Origin of the sequence: Mesorhizobium montanum (assembly GCF_033977145.1) — a bacterium.
GTDB lineage: Bacteria > Pseudomonadota > Alphaproteobacteria > Rhizobiales > Rhizobiaceae > Mesorhizobium > Mesorhizobium montanum.
Map to the genome: position 1 here is coordinate 177,742 of NZ_JAVIJF010000006.1, position 14,601 is coordinate 192,342.

A 14,601-nucleotide genomic window follows, 5' to 3' on the forward strand; every position below is an offset into this window, starting at 1 on the left:
CGCCAGAGAAAAAACCGCCGCGAAGGCTTTTTCCCAAAATGGCGCCGGTGCTCCCGAAGGAGCCTTTGGTGCACTCAAAACGAAAGGGCCGGCGGTGCCGGCCCTTTCGGCAGTTTGATGGAACGTGTCAGATGATGACGACTGGGGTCGTTATAGGTAACGACCTTGTCGTTATAGGTAACGACCTTGTCGTTATAGGTAACGACCTTGTCGTTATAGGTAACGACCTTGTCGTTATAGGTAACGACCTTGTCGTTATAGGTAACGACCTTGTCGTTATAGGTAACGACCTTGCCGTTATATAATAACAACCTTGGTGCCGATCCTGACGCGGCTGTAGAGGTCCATGACGTGCTCGTTCATCATGCGGAAGCAGCCGTTGGAAGCGCTCGTTCCGATCGACTGGGGCGCGATGGTTCCGTGGATGCGCAGATGCGTGTCCTTCCTGCCGTCATAGAGGTAGATGGCACGCGCGCCGAGCGGGTTCTGGCCACCGCCGGCCATGCCGTCCTTATACTGGCCGTAGTGCTTCGGCTCGCGCTTCTGCATGTCGAGCGTCGGAATCCAGCGCGGCCACTCCTGCTTGTCGCCGACCGCCACCGTACCTTTGAACTGCAGGCCTTCGCGGCCGACCGCGATGGCGTAGCGCCGCGCTGTCGAAAAGCTCTCGACGAGATAGAGGCGGCGAGCGGTGGTGTCGATCACGATCGTGCCAGGCTCGTAGCCGGAGAAGGCAACGTCCTGCGGCACGAATTCCGGCTTCACCTTGAACGGCCGCTTGGCGTCCTTCCTGGCGAGCGCCGAATCGAGCGCACGGGTCTCGGGCAGATAGCTGATCGAAGTCGATCGTCCGCCGCCGCCGAAGAGGCCGTCGAACAGACCGCCGCTGCTCGCCTGCTTCTGGCCGGGCTGCTCACTGCGCAATTCACCGGTGTTGCCGGTGGCCGCGATGTTCATGGCCTCGGCCGGGATCGGCTCCTCGGTCTTGACCGGAATTATAGGAGCGACGGGCTCCAGCGGCGCAATGATCTTGGTGATGTTCTTGGCCGGCTTGGCATCGGCGACTTCTGCCGGAGCGGCCGTCCCGCTGCCCTTTTTGGCGAGCCATTCCTGACGCGCCGCATCCGCCTTGGCCTTGGCCGCATCGCGCATCGCCATCTTGCGGGCCTCGAGCGCCTTGTCCTTGGCGGCTTCCTTGTCGGCCTCGATCTTGGCCTCGAGCTTGCTGATCTGCGCGAGATCGTCCGAGGTCGGGGTTTTCTTCTTCTTGAGAAGCTTCAACTGCGATGCGTCGCTCTTGGCGGCGACGGGAATGGCGTCGGTTTTCTCTACCGACGGGGAAGAGACCATGGTTGCCGGCCCGGCAAGGGCGGCGGAACCCATGCCGAGGACGGCACAGAATCCCAAAATGATGAAGCTGCGAAGCTGCATGGCGAAGATCCGATCGTTCAATGCGAGTTGCCCACGGCGTCGCCCGGCGTCCCCCAAGGACGCCGAAAAGTGCCGCGCGCAATCTATAATCGATTAGCCGTCATCGCCTCAAGCTGAGGCAGGCGCTACGCCCGGTTGAATCTTCGTGATCGGGCGGCATTTGCCGCGACTGTGTTCAAAGAACAACAGGTCGTGGCCCGATACTTGTCCGGCTACTGGTTCGGAACCTGCGGGGTGACCGGCAAGGTGACGCCGTTGGCTGCCGGCGGCGTGGTCGGATTCGCGGGCGCCGGCGCAGCCGGAGCAGGCGTTGTAGCCGGAGCCGGAGCAGCGGTGCCATTGGCAAGCGGCGTGGTGGTCGTCGTGCCACTCGACGGAGCCGTGCCGGCGGCCGGAGCCGCGGGCTTGGAGGTGCCCACCGGTCCATTGGAACCCGGCAGCTGGTTGAGCACGCCGTTGCCCGGGCTCGACGTTGCCGGACGATCGAGAATATCGATCGGCTTTTCGCCGTAGCGGGCAATGATCGACAGCGCCAGCGAAGTCACGAAGAAGGCCGCCGCCAGGATTGCGGTGGCACGGGTCAGTGCGTTGGCGGCGCCGCGCGCCGTCATGAAACCGGAACCGCCGCCGATGCCCAGGCCGCCGCCTTCGGAGCGCTGCAGCAGCACCACGCCGACAAGGGCGAGCACGACCATGAGGTGGACGACGATCAGTACGGTTTCCATAATTTATCCTGGCGAGGCCTTGCGCGGTCGCGCATACGACCGGTGTTTTGGAGGCGGCTCCTTACAATGCTTTGGCGGCATTTCCAAGCCCGTGGCCGGGAATATGGGAAGCAATGCGGCCATTACAACGATTTATGCCGCGAGCCTAAGAGATGTTCATGTAAGCTTCCGCGATGGCCAGGAAGTCGGCCGCCTTCAGGCTGGCGCCGCCGACCAGCGCGCCGTCGACATTGTCGACGCCGAGCAATTCCACCGCGTTGGAAGGCTTGACCGAGCCGCCATAAAGAATGCGCATCCTGGCCGCGGCGTCGCCGAGCAGCGCGATCAACTTGCCCCGGATATGCGCATGCGCCTCGGCGACGTCGGCGGCGGTAGGCGTCAGACCGGTGCCGATGGCCCAGACCGGCTCGTAGGCAATGATGGTGTTGGCGGCGGTAGCGCTCGGCGGCACGGAACCGTCAAGCTGGCGCGATAGGATATCGAGCGTCGCGCCGGCCTCGCGCTCGGCGCGCGTCTCGCCGATGCAGATGATGGCCACCAGCCCTGCCCGCCAGGCGGCCGACGCCTTGGCGTTGACGATCGCGTCGTCGTCGCCGCATTGCTCGCGGCGTTCGGAATGGCCGACAATGACGTGGCTCGCGCCGGCATCCTTGAGCATCTCGGCCGAAATTTCGCCTGTAAAGGCGCCGCTCTCCTTGGGATGGCAATCCTCGCCACCGGCCCGAACCGGCGTACGCGACACGATCTCGGCGGCGCGCTGGAGCAAAGTCGCCGGCACGCACACCACCGCTTCGGTCTCGGCATCGAGGCCGCTCATGAACCCGTTGCCGATCGACCGCAGCTCGGCGAGTGAGGCGCTGGTGCCGTTCATTTTCCAGTTGCCGGCAACAAGCGGGCGGATTCCAGGGGTCATGGGACACATTCTCCGAGCGACATTAAGCAGCGCCCTCACTACCAAAATCAGGTCACAAAGCAATCGACAGTGGACCGGAAGGGCGCTATTGCGCTTGTTTCAGACTCGGCGCATGCGAAAATGCGCAAAAATCGGAAGTATGTATGCTTGGTATATTGAGAAGCGCGGCGGGCACGTGGATCGCGAAGGCGTTGCTGTCCTTGCTGGTGGTGAGTTTCCTGGCCTGGGGCGCCACCACGCGCATGGTGGGGGGCATGCTGGGCGGCCATCACCCGGTGATCACCGCCGGTGGCACGGAGGTCTCGATCAACGAGTACCGCCTCGCTTATGATCGCCAGGTCAGCATGCTGTCGCAGCAATATGGCCAGCGCGTCACCCAGGAGCAGGCCAAGCTGCTCGGTGTCGACAACCAGGTGCTGTCGCAGCTCGTGTCGGGCGCCGTGCTCGACGAACAGGCGCGCAAGCTCGGGCTGGGCCTGTCCAAGGATCGGCTGGCCGAACTGACGCGCGAGGATCCGGCCTTCAAGGGCCCCGGTGGCCAGTTCGACCGCCGGACCTTCGAATATCTCCTGCGCCAGCTCGGCATGCGGCCGGAGGACTATCTCAAGAACCGCTCGCAGGTGGCTGTGCGCCAGCAGATCGTCGAGGCCATTTCCGACGGCCTCAAGGTTCCGCAGACCTTCCTGAAGGCGGTCTCGCTCTATCGCGGCGAGGATCGCACGATCGATTATCTGGTGCTGCCCAAGACGCTGGTGCAGCCGATCGAGGCGCCATCCGACAGCGCTCTCAACACGTATTTCGACGCCAACAAAAAGAACTACGCCGCGTCGGAATACCGCAAGTTCTCCTATGTCCGGCTGGAGCCGCAGGACATCATGGACCCGTCCGCGGTGACCGACAGCCAGGTGAGCGACGACTACAACAAGAACGTCGCACGCTATACGACGCCCGAGACGCGCACCATCGAGCAGTTGGTGTTCAAGACGCCGGATGCGGCCAAGGCCGCCTACGATTCGCTGAAGGCAGGCGCCACTTTCGACAAGCTCGTCACCGCTGAGGGCAAGACGCAGGCCGACACGCTGCTCGGCACGCTGGCCAAGGACAAGATCGCCGACAAGACGGTCGCCGATGCGGCCTTCTCGCTCAATGCCAACGAGGTGAGCCCGGTCGTCCAGGGCACCTTCGGTCCTGTGCTCTTGCGTGTCACCGAGATCAAGCCGCAGGTCGTGAAGCCGCTTGCGGAAGTATCCGGCCAGATCCGCAAGGACCTGGCGCTGGGCGAAGCAAGCCGCATCCTGCTCGACGTGCATGACAGCTACGAGGACACCCGCGCCTCGGGCGCCTCGCTCGCCCAGGCCGCCGACAAGCTGAAGCTCAAGGTTTTCACCATCGACGCCATCGACCGTACCGGCCAACGGCCGGACGGCACGATCGTCAACGACCTGCCGGAATCGGCCGAGCTGATCAAGTCGGTGTTTGCGGCTGAGCCCAAAACCGAGAATGAGGGCCTGACCACCACGGACAATGGCTTTGTCTTCTACGAGGTGCAGTCGATCACGCCGGCACGCGACCGCACGCTGGACGAGGTCCGCAAGAAGGTCGCGGCCGACTGGACGGAGGCAGAGACCGACAAGCGGCTCGACGCGAAGGCTGAGGAGCTGGAGAAGCGCCTCAAAGCCGGCACCACGCTCGACGTCATCGCCGGCGAGCTCAAGCTCGATAAACAGACCAAGCGCGGCCTGAAGCGCGAAGCCGACGATGCCGATTTCGGCAAGGAAGGTGCTGCCGCCATGTTCGGCGTCGGCGAAGGCGGCACCGGTCTGATCCCCTCGCCCACCGGCGACGGCCAGATCCTGTTCAAGGTCGCCGAGGTCTTCGAGCCGGCCGGTGCCGATGGCAGCGCGGTGCCGGACGAGGCGCAGAAATCCTTCGGCGCCGGCATGTCCGACGACCTGCTCGACCAGTTGGTGGCGCAGTTGCAGTCGCAATATAGCGTTCGCATCGATCCGAATGCCGTTTCGCAAGCCCAGACACGATGAGCGCGCTGAAGACACACATAGCCAAGGTCGCCACCGGCACCGCGTTGTCTTTCGAGGAAGCGCGCGAGGCCTTCGACATCATCATGTCGGGCGATGCGACGCCCGGCCAGATCGGCGGTTTCCTGATGGCGCTGCGCGTGCGCGGCGAGACGGTGGGCGAGATATCCGGCGCGGTCGCCACGATGCGCGCCAAGATGCTGCGCGTCGAGGCACCGCACGGCGCGATCGATATCGTCGGCACCGGCGGCGACAATTCGCATTCGGTCAACATCTCGACCGCTTCGGCCTTCGTCATCGCCGCCGCCGGCGTGCCGGTCGCCAAGCATGGCAATCGCGGCCTGTCCTCGCTGACCGGCTCCGCCGACGTGCTCACGACGCTGGGCGTCAAGATCGACATCTCGCCGGAAATGATCGGCCGCTGCATCCATGAGGCAGGCGTCGGCTTCATGTTCGCGCCGGCGCATCATCCGGCGATGAAGCATGTCGGGCCGACCCGCGTCGAGCTCGGCACGCGCACCATCTTCAACCTGCTTGGACCGCTGTCGAACCCCGCCGGCGTCAGCCGCCAGATGGTCGGCGTCTTCCTGCCGGAGTGGATCATGCCGGTGGCCGAGACGCTGAAGGCGCTCGGCGCCGATCACGCCTGGGTCGTCCATGGCGATGGCTATGACGAGATCACCACAACTGGCGAGACCCAGGTTGCGGAGCTTGCCGGCGGCGAAATCCGCGGCTTCACCCTGACGCCGGAAGCCTTTGGCTTGAAGCGGCACACCAAGGAAGAGCTGCGCGGTGGCGATGCGGCCTACAACGCCAAGGAACTGCGCGATATGCTGGGCGGCGGCGCCGGTGCTTATCGCGACACGGTGCTGATGAATGCCGGTGCCGGGCTGGTCGTGGCCGGCAAGGTGACGACGCTTGCCGACGGTATCGCGGCGGCCGTGCAAGCGATCGACAGCGGCCGCGCGCTTGCGGTGCTGGACAAGCTCGTCGAGATTTCGAACGGATAAGGCCTTGTCGGACATCCTGCGCAAGATCGAAGCCTATAAGCGCGAAGAGATCGCCGCGGCGAAGCTCAGCGTGCCGTTTGCCGAGATCAAGGCGAAGGCCAGGGATGCCGACCCGCCGCGCGGCTTTCTCGCGGCGCTCGAAGCCAAGCGCCGGGACGGCGGCTTCGCGCTGATCGCTGAAATCAAGAAGGCCAGCCCCTCCAAGGGCCTGATCCGCGCCGATTTCGATCCGCCGGCGCTCGCCAGGGCCTATCGGAAAGGCGGCGCCGCCTGCCTTTCGGTGCTGACCGACGCACCGTCCTTTCAGGGCGCCCCGGAATTCCTGATGGCCGCGCGGGCAGTGGTACGGCTGCCGGCCCTGCGCAAGGATTTTCTCTTCGATCCCTACCAGGTCTATGAGGCGCGCGCCTGGGGCGCCGATGCGATCCTGATCATCATGGCAAGCGTCGACGACGCGCTGGCCAAGGAACTTGAGGCGACGGCCTTTGAGCTCGGCATGGACGCGCTGGTCGAGGTGCACGACGAGAAGGAGATGCAGCGCGCGCTTCGCCTCTCGTCGCGGCTGATAGGCATCAACAATCGCGATCTCAGGACCTTCGAGACCAGCCTCGATGTTTCGGAGCGGCTGGCGGTCATGGTACCGGCCGACCGGCTGCTGGTCAGCGAAAGCGGCATCTTCACGCATCAGGATTGCCGCCGGCTGGAGAAGAGCAAGATCGGCACCTTCCTCGTCGGCGAAAGCCTGATGCGGCAGGCCGATGTGGCTGCCGCGACCGAGCTTCTGCTGACGGGCAAGGCACCGGCCGAGGCCGTTTGAGGATGCCTGCCCTCACCCATCTCGGCGCCAAGGGCGAAGCCAACATGGTCGATGTCGGCGACAAGGCCGAGACCACGCGCACGGCGATCGCCGAAGGCTTTGTCTCGATGCAGCCGGAAACACTGGAAATGATCCTGGCCGGCGATGCCAAGAAGGGCGATGTGCTGGGCACCGCTCGCATTGCCGGCATCATGGCGGCGAAGAAGGCGCACGAGCTGATCCCGCTTTGCCATCCGCTGCTTCTCACCAAGGTCGCCGTCGAGATCGAGCCGGACCGCACATTGCCTGGCCTCAAGGTCACGGCGCTCGCCCGCGTCACCGGCAAGACCGGCGTGGAGATGGAAGCGCTGACCGCCGCCTCTGTCGCCTGCCTCACCATCTATGACATGGCCAAGGCGGTGGACCGCGGTATGGTGATTTCCGGTATCCGGCTGGTCGAGAAAACCGGCGGCAAGTCGGGCGACTACAAGGCGGCGCCTTGATGGCGTTGGTTCCGGTCGCCCAAGCGCTCGAACATCTGCTCGACGGCGCGGCGCCATTGCCTGGCGAAACCATTCCGCTGGCGGATGCAGCCGGGCGGGTCCTGGCGGAACCGGTTGTGGCGCTGCGCACGCAGCCGCCCTTCAACGCCTCCGCGATGGATGGCTATGCCGTGCGTTCCACCGATGTTGCCCCAGTCCCGGCGCGACTTGAGGTCATAGGTGTGGCGCCTGCCGGGCGCGGCTTCTCCGGAACCGTCGGGGAAGGCCAGGCTGTGCGCATCTTTACCGGTGCGCCGCTGCCGGAAGGCGCCGACACCATCGTCATCCAGGAAAACGTAAGCGACCTCGACGGTGGCAAGATCGAGGTGACGCAACCGACCGCGCAAGGACGCAATATCCGCCGTCGCGGCCTCGACTTCGGCACCGGCGACGTCCTGCTCGAAAAGGGTCGGGTGCTCGATGCGGCAGCCCTTTCGCTGGCCGCGTCGGCCAACCACCCGAGCCTGTGCGTCGTGCGTCAGCCGCTAGTCGCGATCATCGCCACGGGCGACGAATTGTTGCCGCCTGGCAGCACGCTCGGCCCCGACCAGATCATTTCGTCCAATGCCTATGGCGTTGCCGCCGCCGCCCAGTCGGTCGGCGCGCGCGCCCTCGATCTCGGCGTCGCCGCCGACCGCCAGGAGGCGATCGCCGCGCTGGTCAGGAACGCGGTCGATGCCGGCGCCGACGTCATCGTCACGCTCGGCGGCGCTTCGGTCGGCGATCACGATCTGATCCACGACGTGCTCACCGGCGAAGGCATGAAGCTCGACTTCTGGAAGATCGCCATGCGCCCCGGCAAACCGCTGATGTTCGGCCGGCTTGGCAATGTCCGCTGCATCGGCTTGCCCGGCAATCCGGTGGCAAGCATCGTCTGCTCGCAACTCTTCCTGAAGCCGCTCCTTGCCCGGCTCGGCGGCCGCGATCACAGGCAGGACGTGCGAACCGCCCGGCTCGGCGCCGCGATGCAGGCCAACGACCTCAGGCAGGACTATGTTCGCGCCGTGGTGCGCGATGACGCCGGCACACTGGTCGCGACCCCGTTCGGCATCCAGGACTCCTCGATGCTGCGGATGCTCGCCGACGCCAACGGCCTGATCGTGCGCGAGCCCTTTGCGCCAGCGGCCGAAGCCGGCGGCGAATGCAATGTGCTGATGCTGCGGTAAATACGTCGACGATGTCGATCGTTTATGCGTCGACGAAGTCGATCACTGATACGTCGACGATGTCGATCACTGATACGTCGACGAAACCGATCCTAATCCTCATTCGTCGACCAGCCTGCGGGTCAGGCGATGATTCGGATCGGCAAGACCGTCGACAACGTTGAAATGATGCCGGTCCGGCTCGACCACCGAATCGGTGGCGGCGCCGAGCCCAGCCCAGATGTTGGCGAGCAACGCGCTCTGGCGCAGGAATTCCGAACGCTCGCCGCCGCCGACCCAGCAGGTGACGCGCGCTCCTTGCCGAGGTCGCAGCAATGCCGGGCTTTCGCTCAACGCTTCCCGCTCGTCGATGTTGAGGGTTTCGTTCAGTGCGGTGAACATCAGCGGCCGCAGGTCGTGCAGGCCCGAAATCGAAACGACCTGGGCTATGCGCCGCGCCACATCGGATGCCAGCGGCGACGTCGTGGTCGCCATGCGGCTGGCGAGATGGCCGCCGGCCGAGTGCCCGGTCAGCATCAGCGGGCCATCGACCATCGCCGCCGCCTTGCCGATCGCGGCCGCGACTTCACCGACGATGCCGCTGATCCTCGCCTGCGGGCAAAGCGTGTAGGAGGGCATGGCGACGGCAAAGCCGCGGCTTATCGCGCCTCCAGCCAGGTGCGACCATGAGCTCCTGTCCGACTCCATCCAGTAGCCGCCGTGGATGAACACAACGAGGCCTTTTGGCGCAACTGGCGGGAGAAAGAGATCGAGCCGGTTGCGCGGCGCTTCGCCGTACAGGATATCGAGCCGCGCCCTGCCCTCTGCCAGCAGCTTTTCGCGAAAGGCCTGCGCCGGGCCATCCCAGGCCGCCGGCCAGCGGTCGCCGCCGGCGATGTTGGTGCCGTTGGCGTAGGCATTGTCCCAATCCGCGATACGATGTTCGACCACCACTCAATCCCTCCGCGGTCAGATCAATCTTGATTGGCTTTGATTGGCATCAGCCGATTCAAAGTCAGGTGATAGCCTCCTTGACCGCGTAGCGGGCATCCTGCCAGGCGCCTGTACGCAGGATGTCTTCCAGCACCTCGACGGCGTTCCATACATCCCGGTAGCCGACATAGAGCGGCGTGAAGCCGAAACGAACGGTCGACGGCGCGCGGAAATCGCCGATCACGCCGCGCTCGATCAAGGCGCGCATCACCTGGTAGCCATGCGGATGGGCGAACGACACCTGGCTGCCGCGCTCGGCCCCGTTGCGCGGGCTTTCCAGCGCGAGACCGAAGGTGCTGCATCTGGCTTCGACAAGTTGGATGAACAGATCCGTCAGCGCGATGCTTTTCTGGCGCACGGCCGTCATGTCGACTTCGTCCCAGAGATCCAGCGCTCCTTTCAGCGCCCGCATCGACAGCACCGGTTGCGTTCCGCACAGGAACCGGCGGATGCCCGTGCCGGCGGCGTAGCCCTGCTCGAACGCGAACGGCCTGGCATGGCCCCACCAGCCGCTAAGCGGCTGGCGAATGTCGCCATGGTGGCGGTTCGCGGCGTAGATGAAGGCCGGCGCGCCCGGACCTCCATTGAGATATTTATAGGTGCAGCCGATGGCGAAATCGGCATTCGCGCCGTCGAGGTCCACCGGCAGGGCACCGGCAGTGTGGCAGAGGTCCCAGACGATCAGCGCACCGGCATCGTGGGCCTTTCGCGTCAGGGCGGCCATGTCGCGCAGCCGGCCGGACTTGTAGTTGACGTGGTTGACCAGGATGACGGCGACGCGGTCGTCGACCAGTTCTTCGATCGTCGGCGCGTCAACGCCTTCGAGCCGCAGTATTGTGCCGGGCCGCGTCGAAGCCACCCCTTCCGCCATGTAGAGGTCGGTCGGGAAGCTGTCGCCCTCGGCAACGATCACCGATCGCTCGGACCGCATCGCGAGTGCCGCATGCAGGATCTTGTAGATGTTGATCGAGGTCGTGTCGCACACCACGCTCTGGCCCGGCGCGGCGCCGATCAGGCGCCCGAGCCGGTCGCCCAGTTCGACAGGCATGTCGAACCAGCCGGCGGTATTCCAGGCACGGATGAGATTCTGCGCCCATTCCTGCTTCGCCGCCGTCTCGATCTCCTTGAACACGTCGACCGAAGCAGCGCCCAGCGAATTGCCGTCGAGATATATGACGCCTTCCGGCAAGACGAAGCGATTGCGCATGGCGCGCAGCGGATCCGCGCCATCCATCGCCTCGATATCAGCGAGATCGGGAATTCCCCTCATTGTGCTACCGCCTCCATTCTCGACCCAACGCCGCTTACGGCCGGCCAGGCGCGGTTGTCTCACCACCGTCCACGACACGGCAAGAACCTTTTGTCCTATGTTAGCTGGTCCATAGACGGCGAAGACCGCCGACCGGAATCATCCCCAAGGTTGGCATTTTGGGTTCGTTTCGTTCACGGTGCAGTACACATGCATCGAGGAGTCGACGCGATCCCATCCGGCATTTTCGCGATGGTGTCGCCCTTGTTTCAGCTTAAGGAAGGCTGCAAATTCGAGCGAAATCAATGACACCGCCCAGCTGACGGCGGGTGGGGCATCATCGGACGCAACATTGTTTCGGCAGCCTTAACAAATTCACTAAACTTTAAACGGTTGCGGAACACAACTGGAACAGATAGTGTTTGTTCTGGGTTTGTTTTTCTGATTCTGGTTTCAGAACCCGTGGGGGCCGCCAATGCTGACGCGCAAACAACATGAACTCCTGATGTTCATCCATGAACGCCTGAAGGAGAGCGGGATTCCTCCATCCTTCGACGAGATGAAGGAGGCGCTCGACCTTGCCTCGAAGTCAGGTATCCATCGGCTGATCACGGCGCTGGAAGAGCGCGGCTTCATTCGCCGGCTGCCTAACCGGGCGCGCGCCCTTGAAGTGCTGCGTCTGCCCGACTCGATCGCGCCCGGGCTGAATGCCGCCAGGAAGTTTTCGCCAAGCGTTATCCAGGGCGGCCAAGGCAATCTCGGCCGCCAGGTCAAGCCGGCAGCCCCCTCGCGCACCCCGACTCCCAGCAATTACGACGACGCCGTTTCGGCCGTGTCCATTCCGGTGATGGGCCGCATCGCGGCCGGCGTGCCGATCGACGCCATTCAGCACCAGACGCATTCGATCTCAGTGCCGCCGGACATGATCATGGGCGGCGAGCATTATGCGTTGGAGGTCAAGGGCGACTCGATGATCGAGGCCGGCATCTTCGACGGCGACACCGTCATCATCCGCAATGCCAACACGGCAAGTCCGGGCGAGATCGTGGTGGCGCTGGTCGACGACGAGGAAGCGACGCTCAAGCGCTTCCGCCGCAAGGGCGCCTCGATCGCGCTCGAAGCCGCCAACCCGGCCTACGAGACCCGCATCTTTGGGCCCGACCGGGTCAAGGTTCAGGGCAAGCTCGTCGGTCTGATCCGCCGCTACTGAGCAATTCCAGGAAAAGTGCGCAGGGGTTGGGCCCGGCGACTTCGCGTAGCCTTCCGTTCGGAATTGCGTTACGATCTACTCAGCTGGTTGCGAGGGCTTCGCATCCGCCCTCTCAGGCTTTTTATAAGGCGGCAGGCCCCTCGCTTCACGGGCGTATTGCCGTTGCTCGTGCCAGGGCCGGTATGGCTTTTCGACCGCGTAGCGAATAGCAGGCCGCGCAGTTGCCGATTGCGTGTCGAAAAAGACGGCGGCGCTGCCGTCACGCGCCAGCTGGCGCTTGGTGACCACAAGCACGCGCGGATCGCGGCAGGGATTGTAGGCCGTGGGGTCGTCGATGACGATGAGATCGGCGAAGCCGCAGGCCGGCCGGGCGCTGTCGCGGTCTTCGGCCAGCGCGACGATCGCGCCTGAAGGATGCCGGCCGATGCAGAGGTCTCCGGTGCAGTAGAAAGGCGATCCCGGCGGCAGATCGACGGGATCGGCGATGTCGAGAGCGTCTTTGGCGAATATCTCCGGCGGCACGATTTCCTCGGCTTTCAGCGCCCGTTTCCAATTGTCGGTGGTGAACTCGTTGGAGCGTGCGCGGTTGATTGCAAGCTCGCCGCCGCCGATCGGCATTGCCACCAGATGCGCGTCCTCGGAGACGAGCACGTCTGGCGTGCGGATATGAGGAATGGTCACAAGCGCGGCGAGCGCGAAGGGCAAGGCGGCAAGCCTCAACCAGGTGGTGGCCATGGTCGCGACGACCAGCGCGATGGTCGCCAGCAGCACCGACTGGATCGAGATCAACCCGACGGCGTCAACCGGTGAGCGCTCGGAAATCCAGGCCGAGATCGCGATCATCGCGGTCAGGCCCTTGCCCATCACATAGAGGAACGGGCCGTCGAAGCCGAAGGGCATGGCCAGCGCGCTCAACACCGCAAACGGCATGACGATCACCGAGACGATCGGCATCACCGCCAGATTGGCCAGCAGGCTGAGCGGCGACACGCGCTGGAAGTGCCAGATCGCAAACAACAATGTCGCGCTGCCCGCGATGAGCGACGTCATGGCGGCGCCACCCACGCCAACCGCCAGTTTTCGCGAAACGAACCCGAGGAACGAGCGCTTTGCCGGCGGCGCGGTCGGTTTGCCGGCGCGATAGTCGGCCCATCCGGCATAGGCGCCAACAAGCGCAGCGGTGGCGGCGAACGACATCTGGAAGCTCGGGCCGACCACTTCGTGCGGCGAGACAAGGATGACGGCAACGGCCGAGATCGCCAGGTTGCGCATCGTCAGCGCCGCGCGGTCGAAGAGCACGGCGACCAGCATCACGGCGAGCATGATGAAGCTTCGCTCGGCCGCCACCACGATGCCGGAGATCACGAGGTAGGCGGCGATCGAGGCCAGCGCGATTCCAGCGGCATATTTCTTCACCGGCCGGCGGGATGAGAAATCCGGAAAAAGCGCAAAGGCGCCGCGCAGCAGGACCATGATCGTGCCGGCAACCAGCGCCATGTGCAGGCCGGAGATCGAGATGATGTGATAAATGCCGGTGCGCCGCATCGACTCGTTGATTGCTTCCGGAATGCCGGCGCGCACGCCGACAATCAGCGCCGCCGCGATCTCGCCCTCGGAACCGCCGATGGTGCTCCTGATGTGGTCGGCAATCCCTTCGCGCGCGTTTTCTATGGCCGATGCGACGCGCGCGCCGAACGGCGCCCCGGTTGGCGTAGTCGGAGTCGGCGCAATCAGCTTTGGGTCGCCCAGGAAAAAGCCGCTGCCGCCGATGCCGGCAAAATAACTGTCGAAGGAAAAGTCGTAGCTGTCCGGCCGGACCGGGCCCGTCGGCGGCAGCAGCTTGGCATAGCCGGTCAGCATCGAGCCGGCAGTCATGTCTGGCGGGATCCTGCGCGCCGAAACCCTGACGCGATCCGGCGCATAACGCAGCGTCGGATGTGCCGTGGAAATTAGATCGATGGTGAGCCGCACACGGCCGTTGGCCATCGCCTCGGCGGTGACGAGCCGGCCGGTCAGCCGCGTCTGGATTTCGGAACCCAGCATCGGCGTCGCCATCCGCCAGGTCTCGACCTTGGCCGCGAGGAAGCCGAGCGCACAGAAAAGCGATGCCATGAACACAAGGTGCGTTCTCTGCCAGGAACGCGACACCGCCGCGCAGACAGCCATCAGAGCCACAGCCGCAAGCGGCCTGTAGAGATCGGGCTCGGTGCTCAGCGAGAAGTAATAGATGACGCCGGCCGCCAGGAAGACCGGCACCAGCAGGAAGCCGACGCCGCGATCGAGCTCGGTCGCGGCGGCGACGGCAATGCTTCGGCGCAGTGCGGGAAGCGAAGCGCGGCCAAGCTGTTTTCGGATCCGGCCGACGGTGGCTGTTGGCGATGCTGGCTGTAGCGCACCGTCACCGGGTGGCAAAAGCCCGGCCGGTGGACGCCGTTCCGGAAGCTGAACCGGCGCTTCTTCGGCAGGCGTGGCATGGGCGAACATCCGGCGCTCGCTGACGCCAGCTGTCGTTCCCTCGCCCTCTCCCGCACCCCGGCCACGTCCAGCCATC

The 14,601-nt window shown here is 64.7% G+C and carries 13 protein-coding genes; 6 read left to right on the forward strand and 7 right to left on the reverse strand.

What is annotated here, in order from left to right; genetic code table 11:
- Nucleotides 1-74: 74 nt before the first annotated feature.
- The 4 genes from RFM68_RS10235 to tpiA all read right to left on the reverse strand — a co-directional run bounded on the left by RFM68_RS10235 (nt 75) and on the right by tpiA (nt 3,069).
- A complete protein-coding gene (locus RFM68_RS10235) occupies nt 75-311 on the reverse strand; it encodes a hypothetical protein (RefSeq protein WP_320232613.1) in 237 nt (78 codons plus the stop codon).
- A complete protein-coding gene (locus tag RFM68_RS10240) occupies nt 298-1,431 on the reverse strand; it encodes a L,D-transpeptidase (protein WP_320232614.1) in 1,134 nt (377 codons plus the stop codon). The genes RFM68_RS10235 and RFM68_RS10240 overlap by 14 nt, the downstream gene beginning before the upstream one ends.
- Before the next feature lie 212 nt (nt 1,432-1,643).
- Nucleotides 1,644-2,156: a preprotein translocase subunit SecG gene (gene secG, locus RFM68_RS10245; protein WP_320232615.1), complete on the reverse strand. Its 513-nt coding sequence runs from the start codon at nt 2,154-2,156 to the stop codon at nt 1,644-1,646.
- Between the two features lie 145 nt (nt 2,157-2,301).
- Complete coding sequence (gene tpiA / locus RFM68_RS10250) at nt 2,302-3,069, reverse strand: triose-phosphate isomerase (protein WP_320232616.1); 768 nt, start codon at nt 3,067-3,069, stop codon at nt 2,302-2,304.
- A 143-nt stretch (nt 3,070-3,212) separates the two neighbouring features.
- Between tpiA and RFM68_RS10255 the strand changes: the two genes are divergently transcribed.
- From RFM68_RS10255 to RFM68_RS10275, 5 genes are read left to right on the forward strand one after another with little or no spacing between them, the layout of a single operon-like run.
- Nucleotides 3,213-5,108: a SurA N-terminal domain-containing protein gene (locus RFM68_RS10255; RefSeq protein ID WP_320232617.1), complete on the forward strand. Its 1,896-nt coding sequence runs from the start codon at nt 3,213-3,215 to the stop codon at nt 5,106-5,108.
- Nucleotides 5,105-6,115 (forward strand): anthranilate phosphoribosyltransferase, encoded by a 1,011-nt coding sequence (gene trpD, locus RFM68_RS10260; protein WP_320232618.1) that lies wholly within the window; start codon nt 5,105-5,107, stop codon nt 6,113-6,115. Before RFM68_RS10255 ends, trpD begins: the two co-directional genes overlap by 4 nt.
- Before the next feature lie 4 nt (nt 6,116-6,119).
- Entirely contained in the window at nt 6,120-6,932 is an 813-nt protein-coding gene (gene trpC, locus RFM68_RS10265) for an indole-3-glycerol phosphate synthase TrpC (protein ID WP_320232619.1), read from the forward strand.
- Between the two features lie 2 nt (nt 6,933-6,934).
- Nucleotides 6,935-7,414, forward strand: coding sequence for a cyclic pyranopterin monophosphate synthase MoaC (gene moaC, locus RFM68_RS10270; RefSeq protein WP_320232620.1), 480 nt, complete (start codon nt 6,935-6,937; stop codon nt 7,412-7,414).
- Nucleotides 7,414-8,619 (forward strand): molybdopterin molybdotransferase MoeA, encoded by a 1,206-nt coding sequence (locus tag RFM68_RS10275; protein ID WP_320232621.1) that lies wholly within the window; start codon nt 7,414-7,416, stop codon nt 8,617-8,619. Before moaC ends, RFM68_RS10275 begins: the two co-directional genes overlap by 1 nt.
- Nucleotides 8,620-8,718: 99 nt before the next feature.
- Here RFM68_RS10275 and RFM68_RS10280 read toward each other — a convergent pair whose 3' ends face one another.
- Both RFM68_RS10280 and kynU read right to left on the reverse strand, forming a co-directional pair.
- Complete coding sequence (locus RFM68_RS10280) at nt 8,719-9,549, reverse strand: hormone-sensitive lipase (protein ID WP_320232622.1); 831 nt, start codon at nt 9,547-9,549, stop codon at nt 8,719-8,721.
- A 64-nt stretch (nt 9,550-9,613) separates the two neighbouring features.
- Nucleotides 9,614-10,861: a kynureninase gene (gene kynU, locus RFM68_RS10285; RefSeq protein WP_320232623.1), complete on the reverse strand. Its 1,248-nt coding sequence runs from the start codon at nt 10,859-10,861 to the stop codon at nt 9,614-9,616.
- Nucleotides 10,862-11,315: 454 nt separating this feature from the next.
- On the opposite strand from kynU, the gene lexA reads away from it, so the two are divergent.
- Nucleotides 11,316-12,050 (forward strand): transcriptional repressor LexA, encoded by a 735-nt coding sequence (gene lexA, locus RFM68_RS10290; RefSeq protein ID WP_320232624.1) that lies wholly within the window; start codon nt 11,316-11,318, stop codon nt 12,048-12,050.
- Nucleotides 12,051-12,125: 75 nt separating this feature from the next.
- On the opposite strand, the gene RFM68_RS10295 is transcribed toward lexA, so the two are convergent.
- Nucleotides 12,126-14,600: a ComEC/Rec2 family competence protein gene (locus RFM68_RS10295; RefSeq protein ID WP_320232625.1), complete on the reverse strand. Its 2,475-nt coding sequence runs from the start codon at nt 14,598-14,600 to the stop codon at nt 12,126-12,128.
- Between the last annotated feature and the right edge of the window lies 1 nt (nt 14,601).

Coding starts and splice junctions, on each gene's coding strand:
- RFM68_RS10240 (WP_320232614.1), bottom strand. CDS start 1,431: ATGCAGCTTCGCAGCTTCATCATTTTGGGATTCTGTGCCGTCCTCGGC.
- secG (WP_320232615.1), bottom strand. CDS start 2,156: ATGGAAACCGTACTGATCGTCGTCCACCTCATGGTCGTGCTCGCCCTT.
- tpiA (WP_320232616.1), bottom strand. CDS start 3,069: ATGACCCCTGGAATCCGCCCGCTTGTTGCCGGCAACTGGAAAATGAAC.
- RFM68_RS10255 (WP_320232617.1), top strand. CDS start 3,213: ATGCTTGGTATATTGAGAAGCGCGGCGGGCACGTGGATCGCGAAGGCG.
- trpD (WP_320232618.1), top strand. CDS start 5,105: ATGAGCGCGCTGAAGACACACATAGCCAAGGTCGCCACCGGCACCGCG.
- moaC (WP_320232620.1), top strand. CDS start 6,935: ATGCCTGCCCTCACCCATCTCGGCGCCAAGGGCGAAGCCAACATGGTC.
- RFM68_RS10275 (WP_320232621.1), top strand. CDS start 7,414: ATGGCGTTGGTTCCGGTCGCCCAAGCGCTCGAACATCTGCTCGACGGC.
- kynU (WP_320232623.1), bottom strand. CDS start 10,861: ATGAGGGGAATTCCCGATCTCGCTGATATCGAGGCGATGGATGGCGCG.
- lexA (WP_320232624.1), top strand. CDS start 11,316: ATGCTGACGCGCAAACAACATGAACTCCTGATGTTCATCCATGAACGC.
- RFM68_RS10295 (WP_320232625.1), bottom strand. CDS start 14,600: ATGGCTGGACGTGGCCGGGGTGCGGGAGAGGGCGAGGGAACGACAGCT.